This is a genomic window from Halolactibacillus miurensis (assembly GCF_900116255.1).
In the GTDB taxonomy this organism is placed as follows: domain Bacteria; phylum Bacillota; class Bacilli; order Bacillales; family Amphibacillaceae; genus Halolactibacillus; species Halolactibacillus miurensis.
Map to the genome: position 1 here is coordinate 23,684 of NZ_FPAI01000025.1, position 17,083 is coordinate 40,766.

The 17,083-nt window shown below is 37.6% G+C and carries 18 protein-coding genes and 2 tRNA genes; 16 read left to right on the forward strand and 4 right to left on the reverse strand.

What is annotated here, in order from left to right:
• Positions 1-63 precede the first annotated feature (63 nt).
• Positions 64-492, reverse strand: coding sequence for a DUF2507 domain-containing protein (locus tag BM390_RS12510; protein ID WP_062320906.1), 429 nt, complete (start codon positions 490-492; stop codon positions 64-66).
• Between the two features lie 192 nt (positions 493-684).
• On the opposite strand from BM390_RS12510, the gene BM390_RS12515 reads away from it, so the two are divergent.
• Positions 685-903, forward strand: coding sequence for a helix-turn-helix domain-containing protein (locus BM390_RS12515; protein WP_062320903.1), 219 nt, complete (start codon positions 685-687; stop codon positions 901-903).
• 45 nt (positions 904-948) lie between these two features.
• Here the strand turns inward: BM390_RS12515 and BM390_RS12520 are convergent, their stop codons facing one another.
• The gene (locus BM390_RS12520; protein WP_062320901.1) at positions 949-1,866 is read right to left on the reverse strand and encodes an aldo/keto reductase; all 918 of its coding nucleotides are present in this window, start codon (positions 1,864-1,866) and stop codon (positions 949-951) included.
• Between the two features lie 233 nt (positions 1,867-2,099).
• Between BM390_RS12520 and BM390_RS12525 the strand changes: the two genes are divergently transcribed.
• The 4 genes from BM390_RS12525 to rph all read left to right on the forward strand — a co-directional run bounded on the left by BM390_RS12525 (position 2,100) and on the right by rph (position 5,381).
• The gene (locus tag BM390_RS12525; RefSeq protein ID WP_089855197.1) at positions 2,100-2,540 is read left to right on the forward strand and encodes a MarR family winged helix-turn-helix transcriptional regulator; all 441 of its coding nucleotides are present in this window, start codon (positions 2,100-2,102) and stop codon (positions 2,538-2,540) included.
• Between the two features lie 21 nt (positions 2,541-2,561).
• Positions 2,562-3,374, forward strand: coding sequence for a glutamate racemase (gene racE, locus BM390_RS12530; protein ID WP_062320897.1), 813 nt, complete (start codon positions 2,562-2,564; stop codon positions 3,372-3,374).
• A 125-nt stretch (positions 3,375-3,499) separates the two neighbouring features.
• Complete coding sequence (locus BM390_RS12535) at positions 3,500-4,489, forward strand: GerMN domain-containing protein (RefSeq protein ID WP_062320895.1); 990 nt, start codon at positions 3,500-3,502, stop codon at positions 4,487-4,489.
• A 145-nt stretch (positions 4,490-4,634) separates the two neighbouring features.
• On the forward strand, positions 4,635-5,381 hold the full coding sequence (gene rph, locus BM390_RS12540) for a ribonuclease PH (RefSeq protein WP_062320894.1): 747 nt from the start codon (positions 4,635-4,637) through the stop codon (positions 5,379-5,381).
• 99 nt (positions 5,382-5,480) lie between these two features.
• Here rph and fic read toward each other — a convergent pair whose 3' ends face one another.
• Positions 5,481-6,086: a protein adenylyltransferase Fic gene (gene fic / locus BM390_RS12545; RefSeq protein WP_062320892.1), complete on the reverse strand. Its 606-nt coding sequence runs from the start codon at positions 6,084-6,086 to the stop codon at positions 5,481-5,483.
• A 634-nt stretch (positions 6,087-6,720) separates the two neighbouring features.
• Between fic and BM390_RS12550 the strand changes: the two genes are divergently transcribed.
• The 11 genes from BM390_RS12550 (at position 6,721) to yihA (ending at position 16,298) form a co-directional block, all read left to right on the forward strand.
• The gene (locus tag BM390_RS12550; protein ID WP_062320890.1) at positions 6,721-7,311 is read left to right on the forward strand and encodes an XTP/dITP diphosphatase; all 591 of its coding nucleotides are present in this window, start codon (positions 6,721-6,723) and stop codon (positions 7,309-7,311) included.
• A gap of 15 nt (positions 7,312-7,326) precedes the next feature.
• Positions 7,327-7,839: a metallophosphoesterase gene (locus tag BM390_RS12555; protein ID WP_062320888.1), complete on the forward strand. Its 513-nt coding sequence runs from the start codon at positions 7,327-7,329 to the stop codon at positions 7,837-7,839.
• Positions 7,840-8,032: 193 nt separating this feature from the next.
• A tRNA-Gly gene (locus BM390_RS12560) sits at positions 8,033-8,106 on the forward strand.
• A 4-nt stretch (positions 8,107-8,110) separates the two neighbouring features.
• A tRNA-Arg gene (locus BM390_RS12565) sits at positions 8,111-8,184 on the forward strand.
• A gap of 159 nt (positions 8,185-8,343) precedes the next feature.
• A complete protein-coding gene (locus BM390_RS12570) occupies positions 8,344-8,577 on the forward strand; it encodes a hypothetical protein (protein WP_062318911.1) in 234 nt (77 codons plus the stop codon).
• A gap of 253 nt (positions 8,578-8,830) precedes the next feature.
• The gene (locus tag BM390_RS12575; protein ID WP_062318913.1) at positions 8,831-9,067 is read left to right on the forward strand and encodes a DUF2164 family protein; all 237 of its coding nucleotides are present in this window, start codon (positions 8,831-8,833) and stop codon (positions 9,065-9,067) included.
• 143 nt (positions 9,068-9,210) lie between these two features.
• Entirely contained in the window at positions 9,211-10,185 is a 975-nt protein-coding gene (locus BM390_RS12580; protein WP_062318916.1) for a tetratricopeptide repeat protein, read from the forward strand.
• 175 nt (positions 10,186-10,360) lie between these two features.
• Positions 10,361-11,647 carry a trigger factor gene (gene tig / locus BM390_RS12585; protein ID WP_062318918.1) on the forward strand — a complete coding sequence of 429 codons (1,287 nt, stop codon included), beginning with the start codon at positions 10,361-10,363 and terminating at the stop codon, positions 11,645-11,647.
• A 375-nt stretch (positions 11,648-12,022) separates the two neighbouring features.
• Entirely contained in the window at positions 12,023-13,270 is a 1,248-nt protein-coding gene (clpX, locus tag BM390_RS12590; RefSeq protein WP_089855200.1) for an ATP-dependent protease ATP-binding subunit ClpX, read from the forward strand.
• A 127-nt stretch (positions 13,271-13,397) separates the two neighbouring features.
• On the forward strand, positions 13,398-15,716 hold the full coding sequence (gene lon / locus BM390_RS12595; RefSeq protein WP_062318920.1) for an endopeptidase La: 2,319 nt from the start codon (positions 13,398-13,400) through the stop codon (positions 15,714-15,716).
• Positions 15,717-16,298, forward strand: a complete 582-nt coding sequence (yihA, locus tag BM390_RS12600; protein ID WP_062318922.1) for a ribosome biogenesis GTP-binding protein YihA/YsxC — start codon at positions 15,717-15,719, stop codon at positions 16,296-16,298.
• Between the two features lie 90 nt (positions 16,299-16,388).
• Here the strand turns inward: yihA and BM390_RS12605 are convergent, their stop codons facing one another.
• The gene (locus BM390_RS12605; protein WP_062318924.1) at positions 16,389-16,871 is read right to left on the reverse strand and encodes a DUF5668 domain-containing protein; all 483 of its coding nucleotides are present in this window, start codon (positions 16,869-16,871) and stop codon (positions 16,389-16,391) included.
• Positions 16,872-17,083 lie beyond the last annotated feature (212 nt).

Consider the following 17,083-nt stretch of genomic DNA (forward strand, 5'->3'; position numbering starts at 1 on the left):
ATATAAAAAAACCGATAGATGAACAAGCTACTTGTTCAACCATCGGTTTTTTAATTCATTTTTCTAACGATAATGTTTGACTGTAAATTCCACGAGTGCTTTCTTAGCTTTAACTGTTTCTTCGGCTTCACATTGGAACCCGTGAACCGTTTCCATCGCACCGCTAATGAGACCTGATTCAAAATGATAGGTCTGATTGATCGCGGCTTTTTTACGCGCTTGAATAAGTGGGGAGGTTAAAGTAAACAAATCTTCACTTCGCTTTTCTTTTACATGGACTAAGTCGCCTAAACCAATGAGCTTAAAAGCATCAATAAGATCTTTAATTGCGGTAATCTCAAGTGCCCGACTCATGTTTTTCCCTAAAATATAAAGGACCGTGTCTTGGTCTTTTCCAAGCAAGTCAGGTAACGCCATGTAGCGTAATAGGTCATAGCCTGGATGAAGTCCGGTCGTTTCATACATCGTTTGTAACTGCTCTATTTTTTTCATCGAACGTGCCCCCTTAGTAGCTATTATCATGTTTTTTTAATTGTTCTGCAATCATTTTCTTTTATTTTTTATAAAAGTAAAAGATAAGTTCTGGACTAATGACTGCCGTCAGTAGAGCACCATTATGACGTTTCGACATATCTTATAACTAAGGTGAAGCGTTATAGCCGAAGTGAAGAGAGGAGCTTTATCATGACAGACCAATATAAACGGGTTTTAACTAAGCGAGAGCGCGATGTGTTTCAATTATTATCAGAAGGCTATGCGACCGCTGATATTGCCCAGAGTTTGACGATAACGGAAAAGACGGTAAGAAATCATATTTCGAATGTGATGTTAAAGATTGGGGCGAAAGACCGGACACAAGCCCTCGTTTATCTGGTGAAAACAAACGAATTAACGATCAATTAACAACAAAAGTGACACCACTCGGTGCCACTTTTGTTTTAAAGAGCGTTATGGCAACATGTTGCCTGCTTTTTGGTAGAGGTGATACCATTCTTCTCGTGTGAGCTCAATCTCACTTGCGGCTGTGATTTGTTTTAATCGATCGGTATTCATTGTCCCAACAATCGGTTGGATATTAGCCGGGTGACGCAAAATCCAGGCTGTTGCGAGGGTGGTGTTAGAGATACCTTTTGCTTTGGCCATGTCATCCAACGCTTGATTAATCTCAGGAAAATCAGGATTATTTAAGAAGGTGCCTTTAATAAGGCCATATTGGAATGGTGACCATGCCTGAAGGGTCATATTATTTAAGCGACTATACTCAATGATTGCTTGGTCTCTGTTTTGACCATTATCATTCGCCATATTAACGTTCAGTCCAAAATCAATCATTGGCGTATGCATAAGAGAAAATTGCACTTGGTTAACAATGAGATCCTCTTGTAAATACTTTTTCAATAACTCGATTTGCATAGGGTGATGGTTACTAACACCGAAATATTTAACTTTACCTTGTTGTTTTAACTGAGTAAAGGCTTCCGCCACTTCTTCAGGTTCAACCAACGCATCTGGACGGTGTAAGAGTAAAATATCTAAATAATCCGTATCAAGTCGTTTTAAAATCCCTTCTGTTGACGTTAAGATATGCTCTTTAGAAAAATCAAAGAATCCTTTTCTAATTCCGCATTTTGATTGTAATAAAATATCTTCCCGATTAGCTGAGACGTGTTTAAAGGCCTCTCTAAAGACTTCTTCAGACTTACCACCACCATAAATATCAGCATGGTCAAAGAAGTTCACACCTAAATCTAGCGCATTTTGAATAATCGCTTCTGCTTCTTCTGGTGATTTTTCACTTAAGCGCATCAGACCTAAGCCGATTTCTTTTGCGTGTAAGTCGCTTGTTCCAAATTGTAATGTTTTCATATGTATTCCTCCTAGATTTCAATATTTCTGTTAGGGCTTACATACTCTATCTTAACAGGTTTACTTATAAAACGATAATTTTATAACTTTTAAAGCTTCAAACCGTGCTGTGTCTCTATATATTAAAATTTGATGATAACTTAACCGTGAATCGTTAAAAAATGTTATGATGGAGTTTAGGATTATTTGAATCTTTTTTAGAAAGAAGGGATCAATCGGTGGAGGCGGAATCAATGGATGCGATTGTGCGAATTGAAAAAAATATGCGCTACATTAACGGGATCATCAAGTATAAAGGTCGTGAAATTTTAAAAAACTATTGTATTACTACCCCGCAGTTTATTGCCTTGCAGTGGCTGTTAGAAGATGGCGATTTAACGATTGGTGAGCTATCAAATAAAATAAATTTGGCTTTTAGTACGACAACAGATTTAGTTGATCGGATGGAAAAGAATACGTTAGTTGAACGTAAGCGTGATACAAAGGACCGTCGTGTCGTGAGAATCCACCTCTTAGATAAAGGAAAAGAAATTATTCAAGAAGTGATTGAAAAGCGTCAACAATATTTAGCAGAAGTCTTACATGATATGTCGACGACAGATGTGAGTGAACTCGATAAAACGATGCGTGTACTCCTTGAAAAAATGGAGTGGCAAAAAGAACAAAACAACTGATGGAAAATGAGGGATGTAGAAGTGAATCGACCAATCGGCGTGATTGATTCGGGTGTTGGTGGTTTAACTGTGGCTCGAGAATTAATGCGTCAATTACCAAAAGAACAATTGATCTATTTAGGCGATACGGTCCGTTGTCCATACGGCCCACGACCGAAAGAAGAAGTCATCACCTTTACCAAACAGATGGTGAACTTTCTATTAAAAAAAGATATCAAACTCTTAGTTATTGCCTGTAATACGGCGACGGCTTTTACATTAGATTTATTAAAAGAAACATTGTCTATTCCCGTCCTTGGTGTTATTCAACCAGGAGCGAGAGCAGCCATTAAGGTGACAGAAACAAAAGACATCGGTGTCATTGGCACCGTTGGGACGATAGAGTCAGATGCTTATCCGGATGCACTTTATAGCATTTCAGAGGATTTAACGGTTCACGGTCTCAGTTGTCCGCAATTTGTCCCGCTTGTTGAGAGTGGGCGTTTTTCTGTGGAGGCGAGTGAGGATATTGTCAGACACGCCCTTGAACCACTGAAGGCTTATGAACAACTAGATACACTCATTTTAGGCTGTACGCATTACCCGATCTTACACGATCCGATTCAAAAAGTGATGGGAGATAAGGTGAATATTATTTCTTCCGGTGAAGAAACAGCGCGTGAGGTGAGTGCGATTTTAAGTTATCAAGGGTTGCATAATGAATCACATGAACCGTTGACGCATGAATTTTATACAACGGGTTCGGAGGAAATCTTTAAGCAGATTGCGAACCGATGGATGGACCAACCAATTGAGCACATTGAACAAGTGGTCATTGATGATAGAACGGAATAACAAGGAATAAAGCTACTCACTCAGGTGAGTAGTTTTTTGTGTTTTAAATGAAGTCTCCGGTCTAAAATAGACTATCCCTCTCATATAGTAGCTATAAAGAGTATGAGACGGGAGGAGATATAGTGATGAAACGATGTATAATTATGTTGATGATGGTAAGCCTAGTGATGTTATCGGGATGTGATAAAGAAGACGAAACGGTGAGCTTACCAGAAGATAGTTATGAGGTAAATGTCGAAGAACAACCGACGGAAAATCGCGCCCTTTATTTTTTATCGAACGATGGGTATGTGGTACCAAAACACATGTTATTGCCCATGCAAGAAGACCGTGCCGTCTTAAAACAAGCCATTGAATACTTAGTGACAAATGGTCCAGTTGAGCCATTTTTACCAACCGGCTTAACAGCGGTTTTACCAGAAAATACAAGGGTAAGAGGGATTAATATTACCGATGATGAAACAGCGATCATCGATTTATCAGCGGAATTTTTAAATTATGATGGTGAGAAGGAAACCGATATGTTAGAAGCGCTGACCTATACAGCGACAAGTTTTAATAATATTGACCGGATTAAGTTATGGGTCGAAGGAGAACCACTTGATGTGTTACCAAAACAACAGACCGTCATCGCAGATGGCTACAGTAGAGGAGATGGTATTAATGTGTTAAAGACTGAAGGGGTTGATTACCTCACAACCACACCTGTGACCCTCTACTATCCATATTATATTGATAACACCTGTTATTTTATCCCAACAACAAACTATCTACCAAACACAACGAATTTGAAAGAACAGGTCGTTGAGTCTTTGTTGGACGGACCTGGTGTGTATGAGAATGTGTCACATGTCGTGAGTAAAAAAGTGGAAGTGGAAAGTGTGACACAAACAGATGACTTAGTCTCTATTATACTCTCTCAAGACGTGCTAACATCTGAAGGCGCGCTTACAAAAAATGTTATAGAAACCATGGTATTAACATTGACAGAGTTTGTTGATATTAATCAAGTTGAATTAAAAGTTGAAGGTGTAGAGCAACTGACGGTTGATCAATCGATGGACGTATTAGATGTGATGTCAAGAGAAGATGTGTTAGCTGTATCTGGTTTTTGATTGTGTCTTGAGTTGTCAATACAATGAAACAGGATTGATGAGAGAGAAGACAGACAAATCAAATCTAAAAGATAACGGAATAAAACGCGCGCTTTAAGTCCAAAATGTGTTACGATAAGGAAGATAATTAAAGGGGGAACTAATTTTGAGACCAAATAACCGATTAAACAACGAACTACGACATATTATGATTGAAACAGACTTTGTTAAACACCCAGAGGGATCTGTCCTTATCACAGTGGGAGATACAAAAGTCATTTGTAATGCGTCGATTGAAGAGCGCGTTCCGCCATTTATGCGTAATCAAGGGAAGGGTTGGATTACGGCAGAATATCAAATGTTGCCACGCGCAACCCAACAAAGAAACATACGTGAGGCTGCTAAAGGGAAATTAAGTGGCCGTACGATGGAAATCCAGCGCTTGATTGGTCGTGCCCTTAGAGCTGTTGTCGACTTAGATAAATTAGGTGAACGCACGATTTGGATCGATTGTGATGTGATTCAAGCAGACGGTGGGACGCGTACAGCATCGATTACGGGTGCATTTGTCGCCATGGTCCTAGCTTTAGGTAAACTTGTTGACAACAACGTCCTTGAAACCATTCCACTAACCGATTATTTAGCGGCGATTTCTGTTGGCGTCATGCCGGACGGTGAAAGTATTTTAGACCTTGAATATGTGGAAGACGCTGAAGCGGCTGTTGATATGAATATTGTCATGACAGGTAAAGGTGAGTTTGTGGAAGTGCAAGGTACTGGAGAAGAATCTACTTTCACTCATCAACAATTACTTGATATGTTAGCTCTAGCAGAAAAGGGAATCAACGATCTGTTTGAGTATCAAAAAGAAGCGATTGGCGATTATGCGCAATTGATTAACAAGGAAGTATAGGAAGACAACACAAATTAAAAACACCGTTAATTCAACTTGATTGTTGATTTAGCGGTGTTTTTAATTGCTTGATTACGTATTTTGGTAAGGGTACGTCAACTATAAATCTTCGGTCGTATATTCTGAATATCCCTCATAATAATAACTGACATCAATGCCTTTCAAGTAAAGCTCTCGGTCATCTACTTTATCTGTCAAAGCATCCAACAGTAAGTATCTAATCTCTAAGTCATTAACAGGACTGCGTTCCATAGCTGATAAATATTTTTCTTTATCCACCAAATTCCAATTGATCACTTTATTTAATTCCTTTTTCAAAATTAAATCTAACCAGATTCTCGTGCTTCTGCCATTTCCTTCTCGAAACGGATGAGCAATGTTCATTTCGACGTATTTTTTGATAATGTCTTCATAAGTGTTTTGTGGCATGCCGTCTATATGGTTAATAGATGCCTCGAGATACATTACTGGCGCAAATCTAAAGTTGCCTTTTGCGATATTCACGTGCCGAATTTTTCCGGCAAAATCATAAATCTCTGAAAATAAATATGTATGAATATCTGATAGACCTTTAAAGGTACCAATCTCCATCTCGTTGATTTTCCCTGTATCATATAAATCTTTTGCTTTTTGTTTACTTATTTTTTCCTCAGCTTTCGCGAGCGCTACTTGATTTGATAGCCCTAATTTATTATCTAATACCATGATTATCCACCTCTATTTAATTTGAATATATATCATGTCAATATAATTATTTTACTGGAGTCTACCTCTGGCGTCAAAAAACAGATGAATATTTCAATCCACGCACCCATATAGGGTGCGACAGCGAATTATGCAACAAAATTTTATGTTTTGTTGCATAAAACGCAAAAATGATTAAGTTTATTCATAAATTTTGATCATACTACTACTTAAATATCAAGTGCAAACACAAAATATAATTGAAAGTGGTGCGAATCATCTGAGTTTTTTATGTGAGCATATCGATCGCACTTAGTCATTAATTAGTATTTAAATATATTTTACCATATTAATTGTATTAAATCTCAAGTTTGACACTTAATTTAAATAAAATCTCTCTAACCCCTGTAAAATGTCCTTGACAATGAGTCTATTCTACTAAAGAGCTTTTTTAAAGAATTGGAGTGTCAAACTCCCAGGTGTGCGGATTTAGATCAAGCTAGCATTATTAAACTAGAAATATGATAGAAGTATTTTAACTCCCTTGTAATTGCTATAAGCTTTTCATCATTGATATCGACAAATAAAAAATGGTATGATATGCGTAAGAAATGTATATAGCTAAATTTAAACCTGTTATTTGAGGAGCTAAACAATGGATAAAATTTTAATTGCGACAAAAAACCAAGGAAAAGTGGATGACTTTAAGGTATTATTTGAACCTAAAGGCATAAAAGTCATCTCGCTGTTAGACTTAGACTCGATTGAGGATGTTGAAGAAACAGGCACGACATTTAGTGAAAACGCCACATTGAAATCAGAAGCGATTGCCACACTATTAAATATGCCGGTGATTAGCGATGACTCAGGTCTTGAAGTTGATGCTTTAAACAAGGAGCCGGGTGTGTATTCTGCGCGGTATGCGGGACTTGAAAAAGATGATGAGAAAAATATCGATAAAGTGCTTGAAAATTTAAAAGGTGTAGAAGAAAAAGACCGTACCGCTCGGTTTGTTTGTGCGATTGCGGTAAGTGAGCCAGGGAAAGAGACAATCGTCAAGCATGGATATTGTGAGGGTAAGATTTTGTATGAGAGACGTGGGGAAAACGGTTTTGGATATGATCCGATTTTTAAACCGGAAGGTGAAACAAAATCCATGGCAGAGCTAACCCCTAAAGAAAAAGCAGCCATCAGTCACCGAGGAAATGCATTAAAAAAACTTGCTGATTGGTTAGAACAGCAGTAACAAGGAGATGATCAAATGCCTACAGTATTAATCACAAGTGATAGTCACGGATTTAAAGATGAAGTTCAACAATTAAAAGATCAATATAAACACAAAGTCGATGCGATGATTCACTGTGGCGACTCAGAACTTGATTATGCTCATCCAGCTATGGTTGATTTTTTAAAGGTAACGGGTAACTGTGATTATGATCCTGAGTACCCTGAGGATTTAACTGTGGAGATTAAAGGGACACGTTTTTTTGTGGCGCACGGTCACCATCATAATGTGAAAATGACACTTGACGCAATCACCTATCAAGCATCAGAACAACAAGCGACGATTGTTTGTCATGGTCACTCGCATTTAGCACATGCGACAAAGGTGGGGGATCAAATCGTCATCAATCCAGGAAGTATTCGTCTCCCGCGCGGGAGACAAGAAGAAACGTATGCGATTTTGTCTTGGGATGATCACACGTATAAGATTAATTTTTATCAATTAAACGGCAAAGAAGTAAAAAATCTAGCGGCCCAATATACTTTATAATGACAAGGGCTAACGTGCCCTTTGTCATAAAATATGAGCTTAAAAGTAATCTTTATCATTTTTTTACCTCGGTTATTTAAATGGTACTTTCAAGTTAAAATACAAAAATCCCAAAAAGATATTGACATTATCCCTCAAAAAAACTATAATATATTTTGTCTGTTAGAGAAATAATTGACATTAATTAATCCACGCGGGTGTAGTTTAGTGGTAAAACCTCAGCCTTCCAAGCTGATGATGAGGGTTCGATTCCCTTCACCCGCTCCAGTATGTCCCAGTAGCTCAGCTGGATAGAGCAACGGCCTTCTAAGCCGTGGGTCGGGAGTTCGAATCTCTCCTGGGATGCTAACGAAAACCTTACAGCCTCAACGGTTGTGAGGTTTTTTGTTTTTACTAGAAGCTATAGTTTCCGAATCTAGGGACTAATGGAGGACCATTATGTGTTGTTAAATAATTGTTTGTATGGATATAATAAAGTGCTTGGTAAAAGGGGAGGGGTCAAAAATGAAAGAGCTGCAATTTGAGCATTTGTCATTTTATTATCATGACGCTATGAATGTGTTAACTAACTCAGAAAATAAAACGGTTATTTTTGTAAATAAAGATTATGATGAAATTCATGGCGTTGTAGAAATAAAAGCAAACGAAACGTTTAAAATTTTTCCGAGATATAACGTTAATTTTCTAATAGATCAATATGAAATTACCGTTAGTGCCAATTATGTAGATTCAGAATAGTCATGTTGTCACCTATTTAAGAGTCTATCAAGGCTCTTTTTTATGTTATTGTATTTTTATAAGAAGGTTTAATAAACTAGAGTATATATCCGTCTAAGCCGTGGGTCGGGAGTTCGAACCTTTCATGGGATATTTTTGTGCCCAAATCGGTTGTGAGGTTTTTCGTTATGAGAACTTATGCAGACTTTCATTTTTACGTTATAATGGGTGAGTAGTCTTTTTAACAATACTTAAATGTAACGAGGTGATAATTATGACTTTAAATAGAGATGAGTATGTAAAAGCGACAGATGCCATCAGAGGTTATTTAGAAACAGAATTTGACTTAGAAATCGGCAGTGTCGCGACGGATCAATTTGTGAAGTTCCTAGAAGAGCATGTGATTCATTTATATGAAGATCAAGCGATTGAAAAGGTAAGAAAGTTAGTGGAGGAAAAAGCTTGGTCAGTTGATGAAGATATACGTGCACAAAAAGGGGTGAAAAAATAAAAAGTTAAACGATGATAAAAGTCTGAAAGTCTTGTTTACTTTTTTCGATTTTAGGGTATCCTTGTAACTAGGACAAAATACATAGTTGAAATTTTTAAAAGTGATAGAAATCGACATATTAGTTAACACGAGGGGGTGAAGAGATGAAAAAAGAAGATCAAGGTTCAAATCGGCTCGTACTCTTTCCAAAAGAACAAGAGCGGCTAGAAAAAGAAGCGTTTGATTACTTTAGAGGACATCAGTATAAAAAGGCGTTACCCGTCTTTGATGAGTTAATAGCCTATGGTGTACATGATGTGGACATCATGGTCGCAAAAGTGACTTGTTTAGCTGAATTAGGTGAATTACGAGAAGCGGAATTATTTTTAGAAACAATGATTGACCAACATACGGATGATTATCTGATTTACATACATATTTATGCGACATTGTTATTTCAATTTCATAAACATAAAAAAGTGAAAGAGTTATTAGAAACAGTCCTTGTTAATGTAAAAGACGTTACGTATCGCCATCAATTTGAAAATTTATTAGAAATTAATGAACCGCTCGTTGATGAGGAGATTAGCTCAGAAATAACGGTAACAAAGCGTGAGCTAAACGATGCGATGAACAATCACAACACCCTGGCGCAGTGGCACTTAATTAATCATTTACAACAATCAGATATTACGCCTTATTTAGATATGTTTAAAACATTACTTACAGGTGATACCCATCCGGTTGTTCAATCCGTGATTATCAGTCTGATGCAGGCAAATCGCATCGATGAGGTCATATCGATACATAAATTCAATCAAGAGATGATGCTTAATCCAAAAACTTATCCGTACTTTACGGACCATCCGGTTTATAAAGACGTCCAAAAAATGTTGCGGGAAATAGAAGAAAGAAATCCATCTTTTTATCGGCTAGCGATGCAAATACTTGAACGCTTTATTTATGTGCGTTATCCTTTTGTTGAAGAGGAAGACGCAGGTGTGTTAAAAGAGGCGATTGTGACGATTGTCAATCAAGCGTTTAATGATCCTAAAAATGCTGTTTCAAAAGAAGTAGAAGATAAATTGATACAGTTAATGGAGGCAGAACAACTCTATTTTTCACTACTAGAAGAATAGAAGGTGTTAATTGTTTAAGAAATTTACAACCACTTGAACACTAAATCTTGAAACAGAAAAGGTTTATGTTATAATATAATGGTTGTAGTTTGCGTTCGGTTGTGAAACAGAGCTAACGTATCATAGATGAACGGCAAATAAAATTAATATATATGTAATAATGGAGGGAATTTTAATGACAGCTAAATGGGAAAAACAAGAAGGCAATGAAGGTCTTCTTACCGTAGAAGTATCAGCAGAACAATTTAACGAAGCGCTTGATCAAGCCTTCAAAAAAGTCGTAAAAGACGTACAATTACCAGGATTCCGTAAAGGACGTATTCCACGTGGCATGTTCGAACAACGTTTTGGTGTAGAATCACTCTACCAAGATGCTGTAGACATCGTACTTCCAGAAGCGTATTCAAACGCAGTTGATGAAGCAGGTATTGAACCAGTGGATCAACCAGAAATCGATATTACACAAATCGAAAAAGGTCAAGCACTACACTTTACAGCAAAAGTGACGGTTAAACCAGAAGTTAAACTTGGTGACTACAAAGGTTTAGAAGTTGAAGCAGTAGACGTTAACGTTACAGACGAAGACGTAGAAAAAGACTTAGATAACCAACGTCAATCACTTGCTGAGTTAGTTGTAAAAGAAGAAGGCGCGATTGAAAATGGCGACACAGTTGTGATCGACTTTGAAGGTTTCGTTAATGGCGAAGCATTTGAAGGTGGCGCGGCTGAAAACCATTCATTAGAAATCGGTTCAGGTTCATTTATTCCTGGATTTGAAGAACAATTAATCGGTAAAACAACTGGCGAAGAAACAGAAGTAGAAGTCACTTTCCCAGAAGAATACCACGCTGAAAACCTTGCAGGTCAACCAGCAACATTCAAAGTTAAAATCCATGAAGTTAAAGCGAAAGAATTACCAGAAATGGACGATGAGTTTGCTAAAGACGTGGATGATGAAGTGGAAACACTTGCTGAACTGAAAGAAAAAACAAAGAAACGTCTTGAAGAACAAAAACAAAATGAAGCTGACGCAGCGGTACGTGAATCACTTATTAACCAAGCGACTGAGAACGCAGAAATCGATATTCCAGAAGCAATGGTTGATACCGAATTAGATCGTATGGTACGTGAATTTGAACAACGCTTGCAACAACAAGGTATGACACTTGACATGTATTCTCAATTCTCAGGTCAAACAGAAGATCAATTAAAAGACCAAATGAAAGAAGATGCACAAAAACGTGTACAAACAAATCTTGCACTTGAAGCAATTGGTCAAGTAGAGAACCTTGAAGCAACAGATGAAGACGTACAAGAAGAACTTCAATCAATGGCAGATATGTACAACCTAGAAATGGATCAATTAACACAAATGCTAGGTGGTAACACAGACGCCATTAAAGAAGATCTTAAATTTAAAAAAGCGATTGATTTCTTAGTAGACAACAGCGTGACTAAGTAAGATTACTTTTATATTAGGGAGTAAAACAAGGCGATCATGTATCGCCTTGTTTTCTACCATTTTTAATGTGATACATACATACCTAAATGATGCCATGTTGACATAGAAAGATCCAACATATTTTTTTTGGTCTTTTTTAATGTCGCGCTAAAAATCAAAAGATTAGGCATTCGGTATCTTTTTAAAAGACATCGGCTATAACTTATGATAAAATACATATGCTTTTGCATCTGAAAAGCAAAATATTTGGCTATTAAAGAAGATTTGAAGCAGAATAAGGGCTATTATTTTAATTCTTTAAGATTCTTTGATATGATAATGAAAGCAAACAAAATCAATCAATATGATGGTGTTTATTATAGAGAGGTGAACTGAATGTATAAATTTAACGAAGAAAAAGGACAATTAAAATGTTCCTTTTGTGGTAAAAGTCAAGACCAAGTAAGGAAATTAGTCGCAGGACCTGGTGTGTATATTTGTGATGAATGTATTGATTTATGTGCCGAGATTGTGGAAGAAGAATTAGGAACAGATGAAGAAATGAGCTTCACTGAGGTACCAAAGCCTCAAGAAATCAATCAAATTTTAGATGATTATGTCATTGGTCAAACAAAAGCAAAACGTAATTTATCGGTTGCAGTGTATAATCACTATAAACGAATTAATGCACCAAAATCAGCGGGGGATGTAGAACTTCAAAAAAGTAATATCGCGATGATTGGACCAACGGGTAGCGGTAAAACATTACTTGCTCAAACACTAGCGCGTATTTTGAATGTGCCATTTGCGATCGCCGATGCGACGTCTTTAACGGAAGCAGGATATGTTGGAGAAGATGTTGAAAATATCTTACTTAAACTGATTCAAGCGGCGGATTATGATGTTGAAAAGGCTGAAAAAGGGATTATCTACATTGATGAGATCGACAAAGTCGCACGTAAATCAGAAAATCCATCGATTACACGTGATGTGAGTGGAGAAGGTGTGCAACAAGCCTTACTTAAAATCTTAGAAGGCACAGTTGCCAGTGTTCCGCCGCAAGGTGGACGTAAGCACCCGCATCAAGAGTTTATTCAAATCGATACGACAAATGTGTTATTCATCGTTGGTGGTGCTTTTGACGGGATTGATCAAATCATTAAAAGTCGTCTAGGTAAGCGTGTGATTGGCTTTGGTGCTGAAACCTCTATTAATGATATGGATAAAGCCCAACTCCTACAAAAAGTCTTACCTGAAGATTTACTTAAATTCGGTTTGATTCCAGAATTTATCGGTCGTTTACCAATTATCGGAGCACTTGAACCACTTGATCAAGATGCGCTCGTACAGATTTTAACGCAACCGAAGAATGCACTCGTGAAACAATATAAACGCTTATTCGAAATGGATAACGTAGAATTAGCATTTGAAGACGATGCACTTGTCGCGATTGCACATAAAGCAATGGAACGCAATACAGGGGCCCGTGGTCTTCGTTCAATCCTTGAAGGGATTATGCTTGATGTGATGTATGAATTACCATCACGTGAAGATATTAAGACCTGTATCATCACAAAAGAAACAGTGGAAGATGAAGCCAATCGTCCGAAATTGTTACTAGAAGATGGTTCAGAGCTTGCGTAAAGAAAAGGATATGAAAAATGAATCCCTTGTGTCTCACAAGGGATTTTCTATTCTTTAATCACTAAATAAAAGAATGATAAAAATTAAGACAATTTAAAGTGTTGAATTTCAAGAGAAGAGGGATGGTATGGCGAAAAAACCACATATACCACTCGTACCACTGAGAGGCACCGTTGTGTTTCCAAATGTTGTCATGCATTTAGATATTGGTCGAAAAGTGTCGATTGATGCGGTTGAACAAGCAATGGCAGGAGACCGACGCGTCATTTTTGTAGCTCAACGTGATACAAGTGTGAAGTTACCAGAAACAGATGAATTATTTACGACAGGTGTCGTTGGTTATATCAAACAAATGTTGAAATTACCAAACGGCACATTTCGCGTCTTAGTCGAAGGGCTCTACCGAGCCGAAACATCTGCCGTCACGAAACATGAGACCTACTATACAACGGCTGTTGACAAGTTAATAGAAGTGAAGCCAGAGAGTGAATTGAAAGAGGATGCACTGATCCGCACTATTGCAGAGGGATTTAAACGTTATGTTGACCTGTCACCGAAGTTATCAAAAGAAACCTATCAGGATATAATGGACATTGATGACCTGTCACATATTAGTGATGTGGTGAGTTCTTATTTAAATATTAAAATTAGTCAAAAGCAATTATTGATTGATCTGATTGATTTAGAAGAGCGTGCCAAAGTACTTATTCAGATGTTATCAAATGAACAAGAATTACTGAAGCTGGAAAAGCAAATCAATCAAAAAGTGAAAAAGACGATTGAACAATCACAAAAGGAATTTTACCTTCGTGAACAGATGAAAGTGATTCAAAAAGAACTTGGCGATAAAGATGGTAAACAAAAAGATGTCAATGATTTACTAAAAAAAATTGAAGATAGTGATATGACGGACCGGATAAAACAACTCGCTAAAAGTGAGTTAGACCGGTTTGAACGGATTCCTCAAACATCAGCGGAATCTGGTATCATTAGAAATTATTTAGACTGGTTAATCCAGTTGCCATGGCAAGAGATGACCCCTGATGTTTTAGATATTCATAAAGCAGAAAAGATTCTTGACCAAGACCACTTCGGTCTAGAAAAGATTAAAGCGCGCATTTTAGAATTCATTGCCGTACAACAATTAACGCATGATTTAAGTGGACCGATTCTTTGTCTCGTTGGCCCACCAGGTGTTGGGAAAACCTCACTTGCTCAGTCTATTGCCCGGGCAATGGGACGAAGGTTTACCCGTGTCTCACTCGGAGGGGTGAAAGATGAATCAGAAATTAGAGGGCACCGCCGGACATATGTCGGGGCTATGCCTGGGCGGATGATTCAAGCGATGAAAAAAGTCGGCACAATTAATCCAGTAATTTTATTAGATGAAATTGATAAGATGGCGAATGATTTTAGAGGCGATCCCGCATCGGCGATGCTAGAAGTGCTTGACCCAGAACAAAATCACCAGTTTAGTGATCACTTTATCGAAGAACCGTATGATTTAAGTCAAGTCCTTTTCCTCGCTACGGCTAACCAACGTGATGGTATTCCGGCTCCACTCTTAGACCGAATGGAAGTGATTCAACTATCAGGTTACACAGAAATAGAAAAGCAATATATCGCTAAAAATTATCTCGTGCCAAAGCAAGTAAAAAAACACGGCTTAGATGGTAATCATCTGCAAATACGAAAAGAGGCTATTTTAGAACTTGTCCGCCGCTATACGAGAGAAGCGGGTGTCAGACAACTTGAACGTCAAATAGCGAGCTTAGTGAGAAAAGCCGCGAGACAGCATTTAGATGCTCCAGATACGCGCATCGTTATCACTAAAAACAAATTAGTCGACTTTCTCGGTCATCCACCTTACCGCTATGGTGAACGTGAAACTGAGGACTTAATTGGTACTGCGACGGGTCTTGCTTATACGGCCTTTGGCGGCGATATTTTAAGTATTGAAGTCAGTGTTGTGCCTGGAAAAGGCAAGTTACAGTTAACCGGTAAATTAGGTGACGTAATGCAGGAATCCGCTCAAGCTGCCATGAGTTACGTGCGCTCAAGACAAGAGCTATTAGGTCTTTCTCCTGACTTTTACGAGAAAAATGATTTGCACATTCATGTGCCTGAAGGTGCGACACCAAAAGACGGACCATCTGCTGGTATAACGATGGCGACTGCGCTAATATCAGCCCTTACGAAGCGCCCAATCAAAAAAGAGGTTGGGATGACCGGTGAGATTACTTTGCGAGGTCGAGTGTTACCGATTGGTGGATTAAAAGAAAAATCATTGAGTGCCCATAGAAGTGGTATTACGACGATTCTATTCCCAAAGGACAATGAAAAAGATCTTGAAGACATTCCTCAAAGTGTCAAGGATTATGTCAACTTTATTCCTGTTGAGCACATGGATGATGTTCTTAAATATGCATTAGTGGAGGTGGAGTAAATGAAAGTAACAAAGTCCGATATTACAATTAGTGCCGTTGCACCGAAGCAATACCCTGATGAAGGCTACCCTGAGATTGCCTTAGCTGGACGTTCGAATGTAGGGAAGTCATCATTTATCAATAAGATGATTAACCGTAAAGCACTCGCGAGAACGTCATCAAAGCCTGGGAAAACACAAACATTAAATTTTTATTTAATCAATGAAGTGTTTCACTTCGTAGATGTTCCTGGTTATGGGTATGCAAAAGTATCAAAGAAAGAACGTGAAGCTTGGGGTCGTATGCTGGAAACGTATTTCTCCGAGCGTGAAAATTTAAAAGCGACGATTTTAGTCGTTGACTTACGTCATGAACCGACAAAAGATGATATCTCTATGTATGAATTTCTCAAACATTATGAGTTACCTGTTATTGTTGTCGCAACTAAATTAGATAAATTAAAGAAATCACAAATTCATAAACATATTAAACGCGTCAAAGACACCCTTCAATTAGATGCTGGTGACGTTGTTGTGCCGTTTTCTAGTGAAACCGGGCAAGGAAAAGACGAAGCTTGGCGAGAGATTGAACGTTTTCTTTAATTAATAAACCACCTTTTTCGTCACAGACGAAAAAGGTGGTTCTTTCTATCACATGTAATTATTATGAGCGTATCTATTTTTTATAGACGATTACTTTCGTTTGACGAGTAAATAGATGCCGAAAATAATCAGTCCAACGGGCCAGTATACTTCTAACAGTTGCATAAATGATTCAATATAATATTGAAATGCCGTATCACTTTTAGATAATAACGTAAATAAACCAATCCCAATTAAAATAAAGCTAACTAAAAGGCCTTGTTTAGTTTGTTGGTAACGCAGTAAAAAGGCAAGACCGACAATAATAAAGTAGATACTGCGTTCATCTATCCAGTAAGGATAGAATGGTTCAAGATAAAAATGAAGGCCAAGTAGAAATAAAATACCACCAGGTAGTAATTTATCGTAATCACGATGGTTATAACCGGTAAAAAGAAAAATCCCTCCGACAATCATCAGTAACATCGGCCAAGTAGCTAAATCACTTATTATCGGTATGTAGATTTGTTGACTTAAAAAATATAGCCCTAAGCCAATCAGTAAATAGGCAGCTAAGTGGTGTTGCTTTTTCATTTATTCATTCACTCCTTTCTTTACCGCAACATGAGTTGATTTTTTGACATAAACTATGATACCGTGTAAAAGGTTAAACACTCATGAGACGTAACATTATTTTATCATTATACTACTTGAATCAATTTCATAATTGCTCTTTTTAAAAAATCAAACACGACCAGAATTTCAATATTTGTCTTAAAAATTTTTTATGCTATTTGATATTGCTT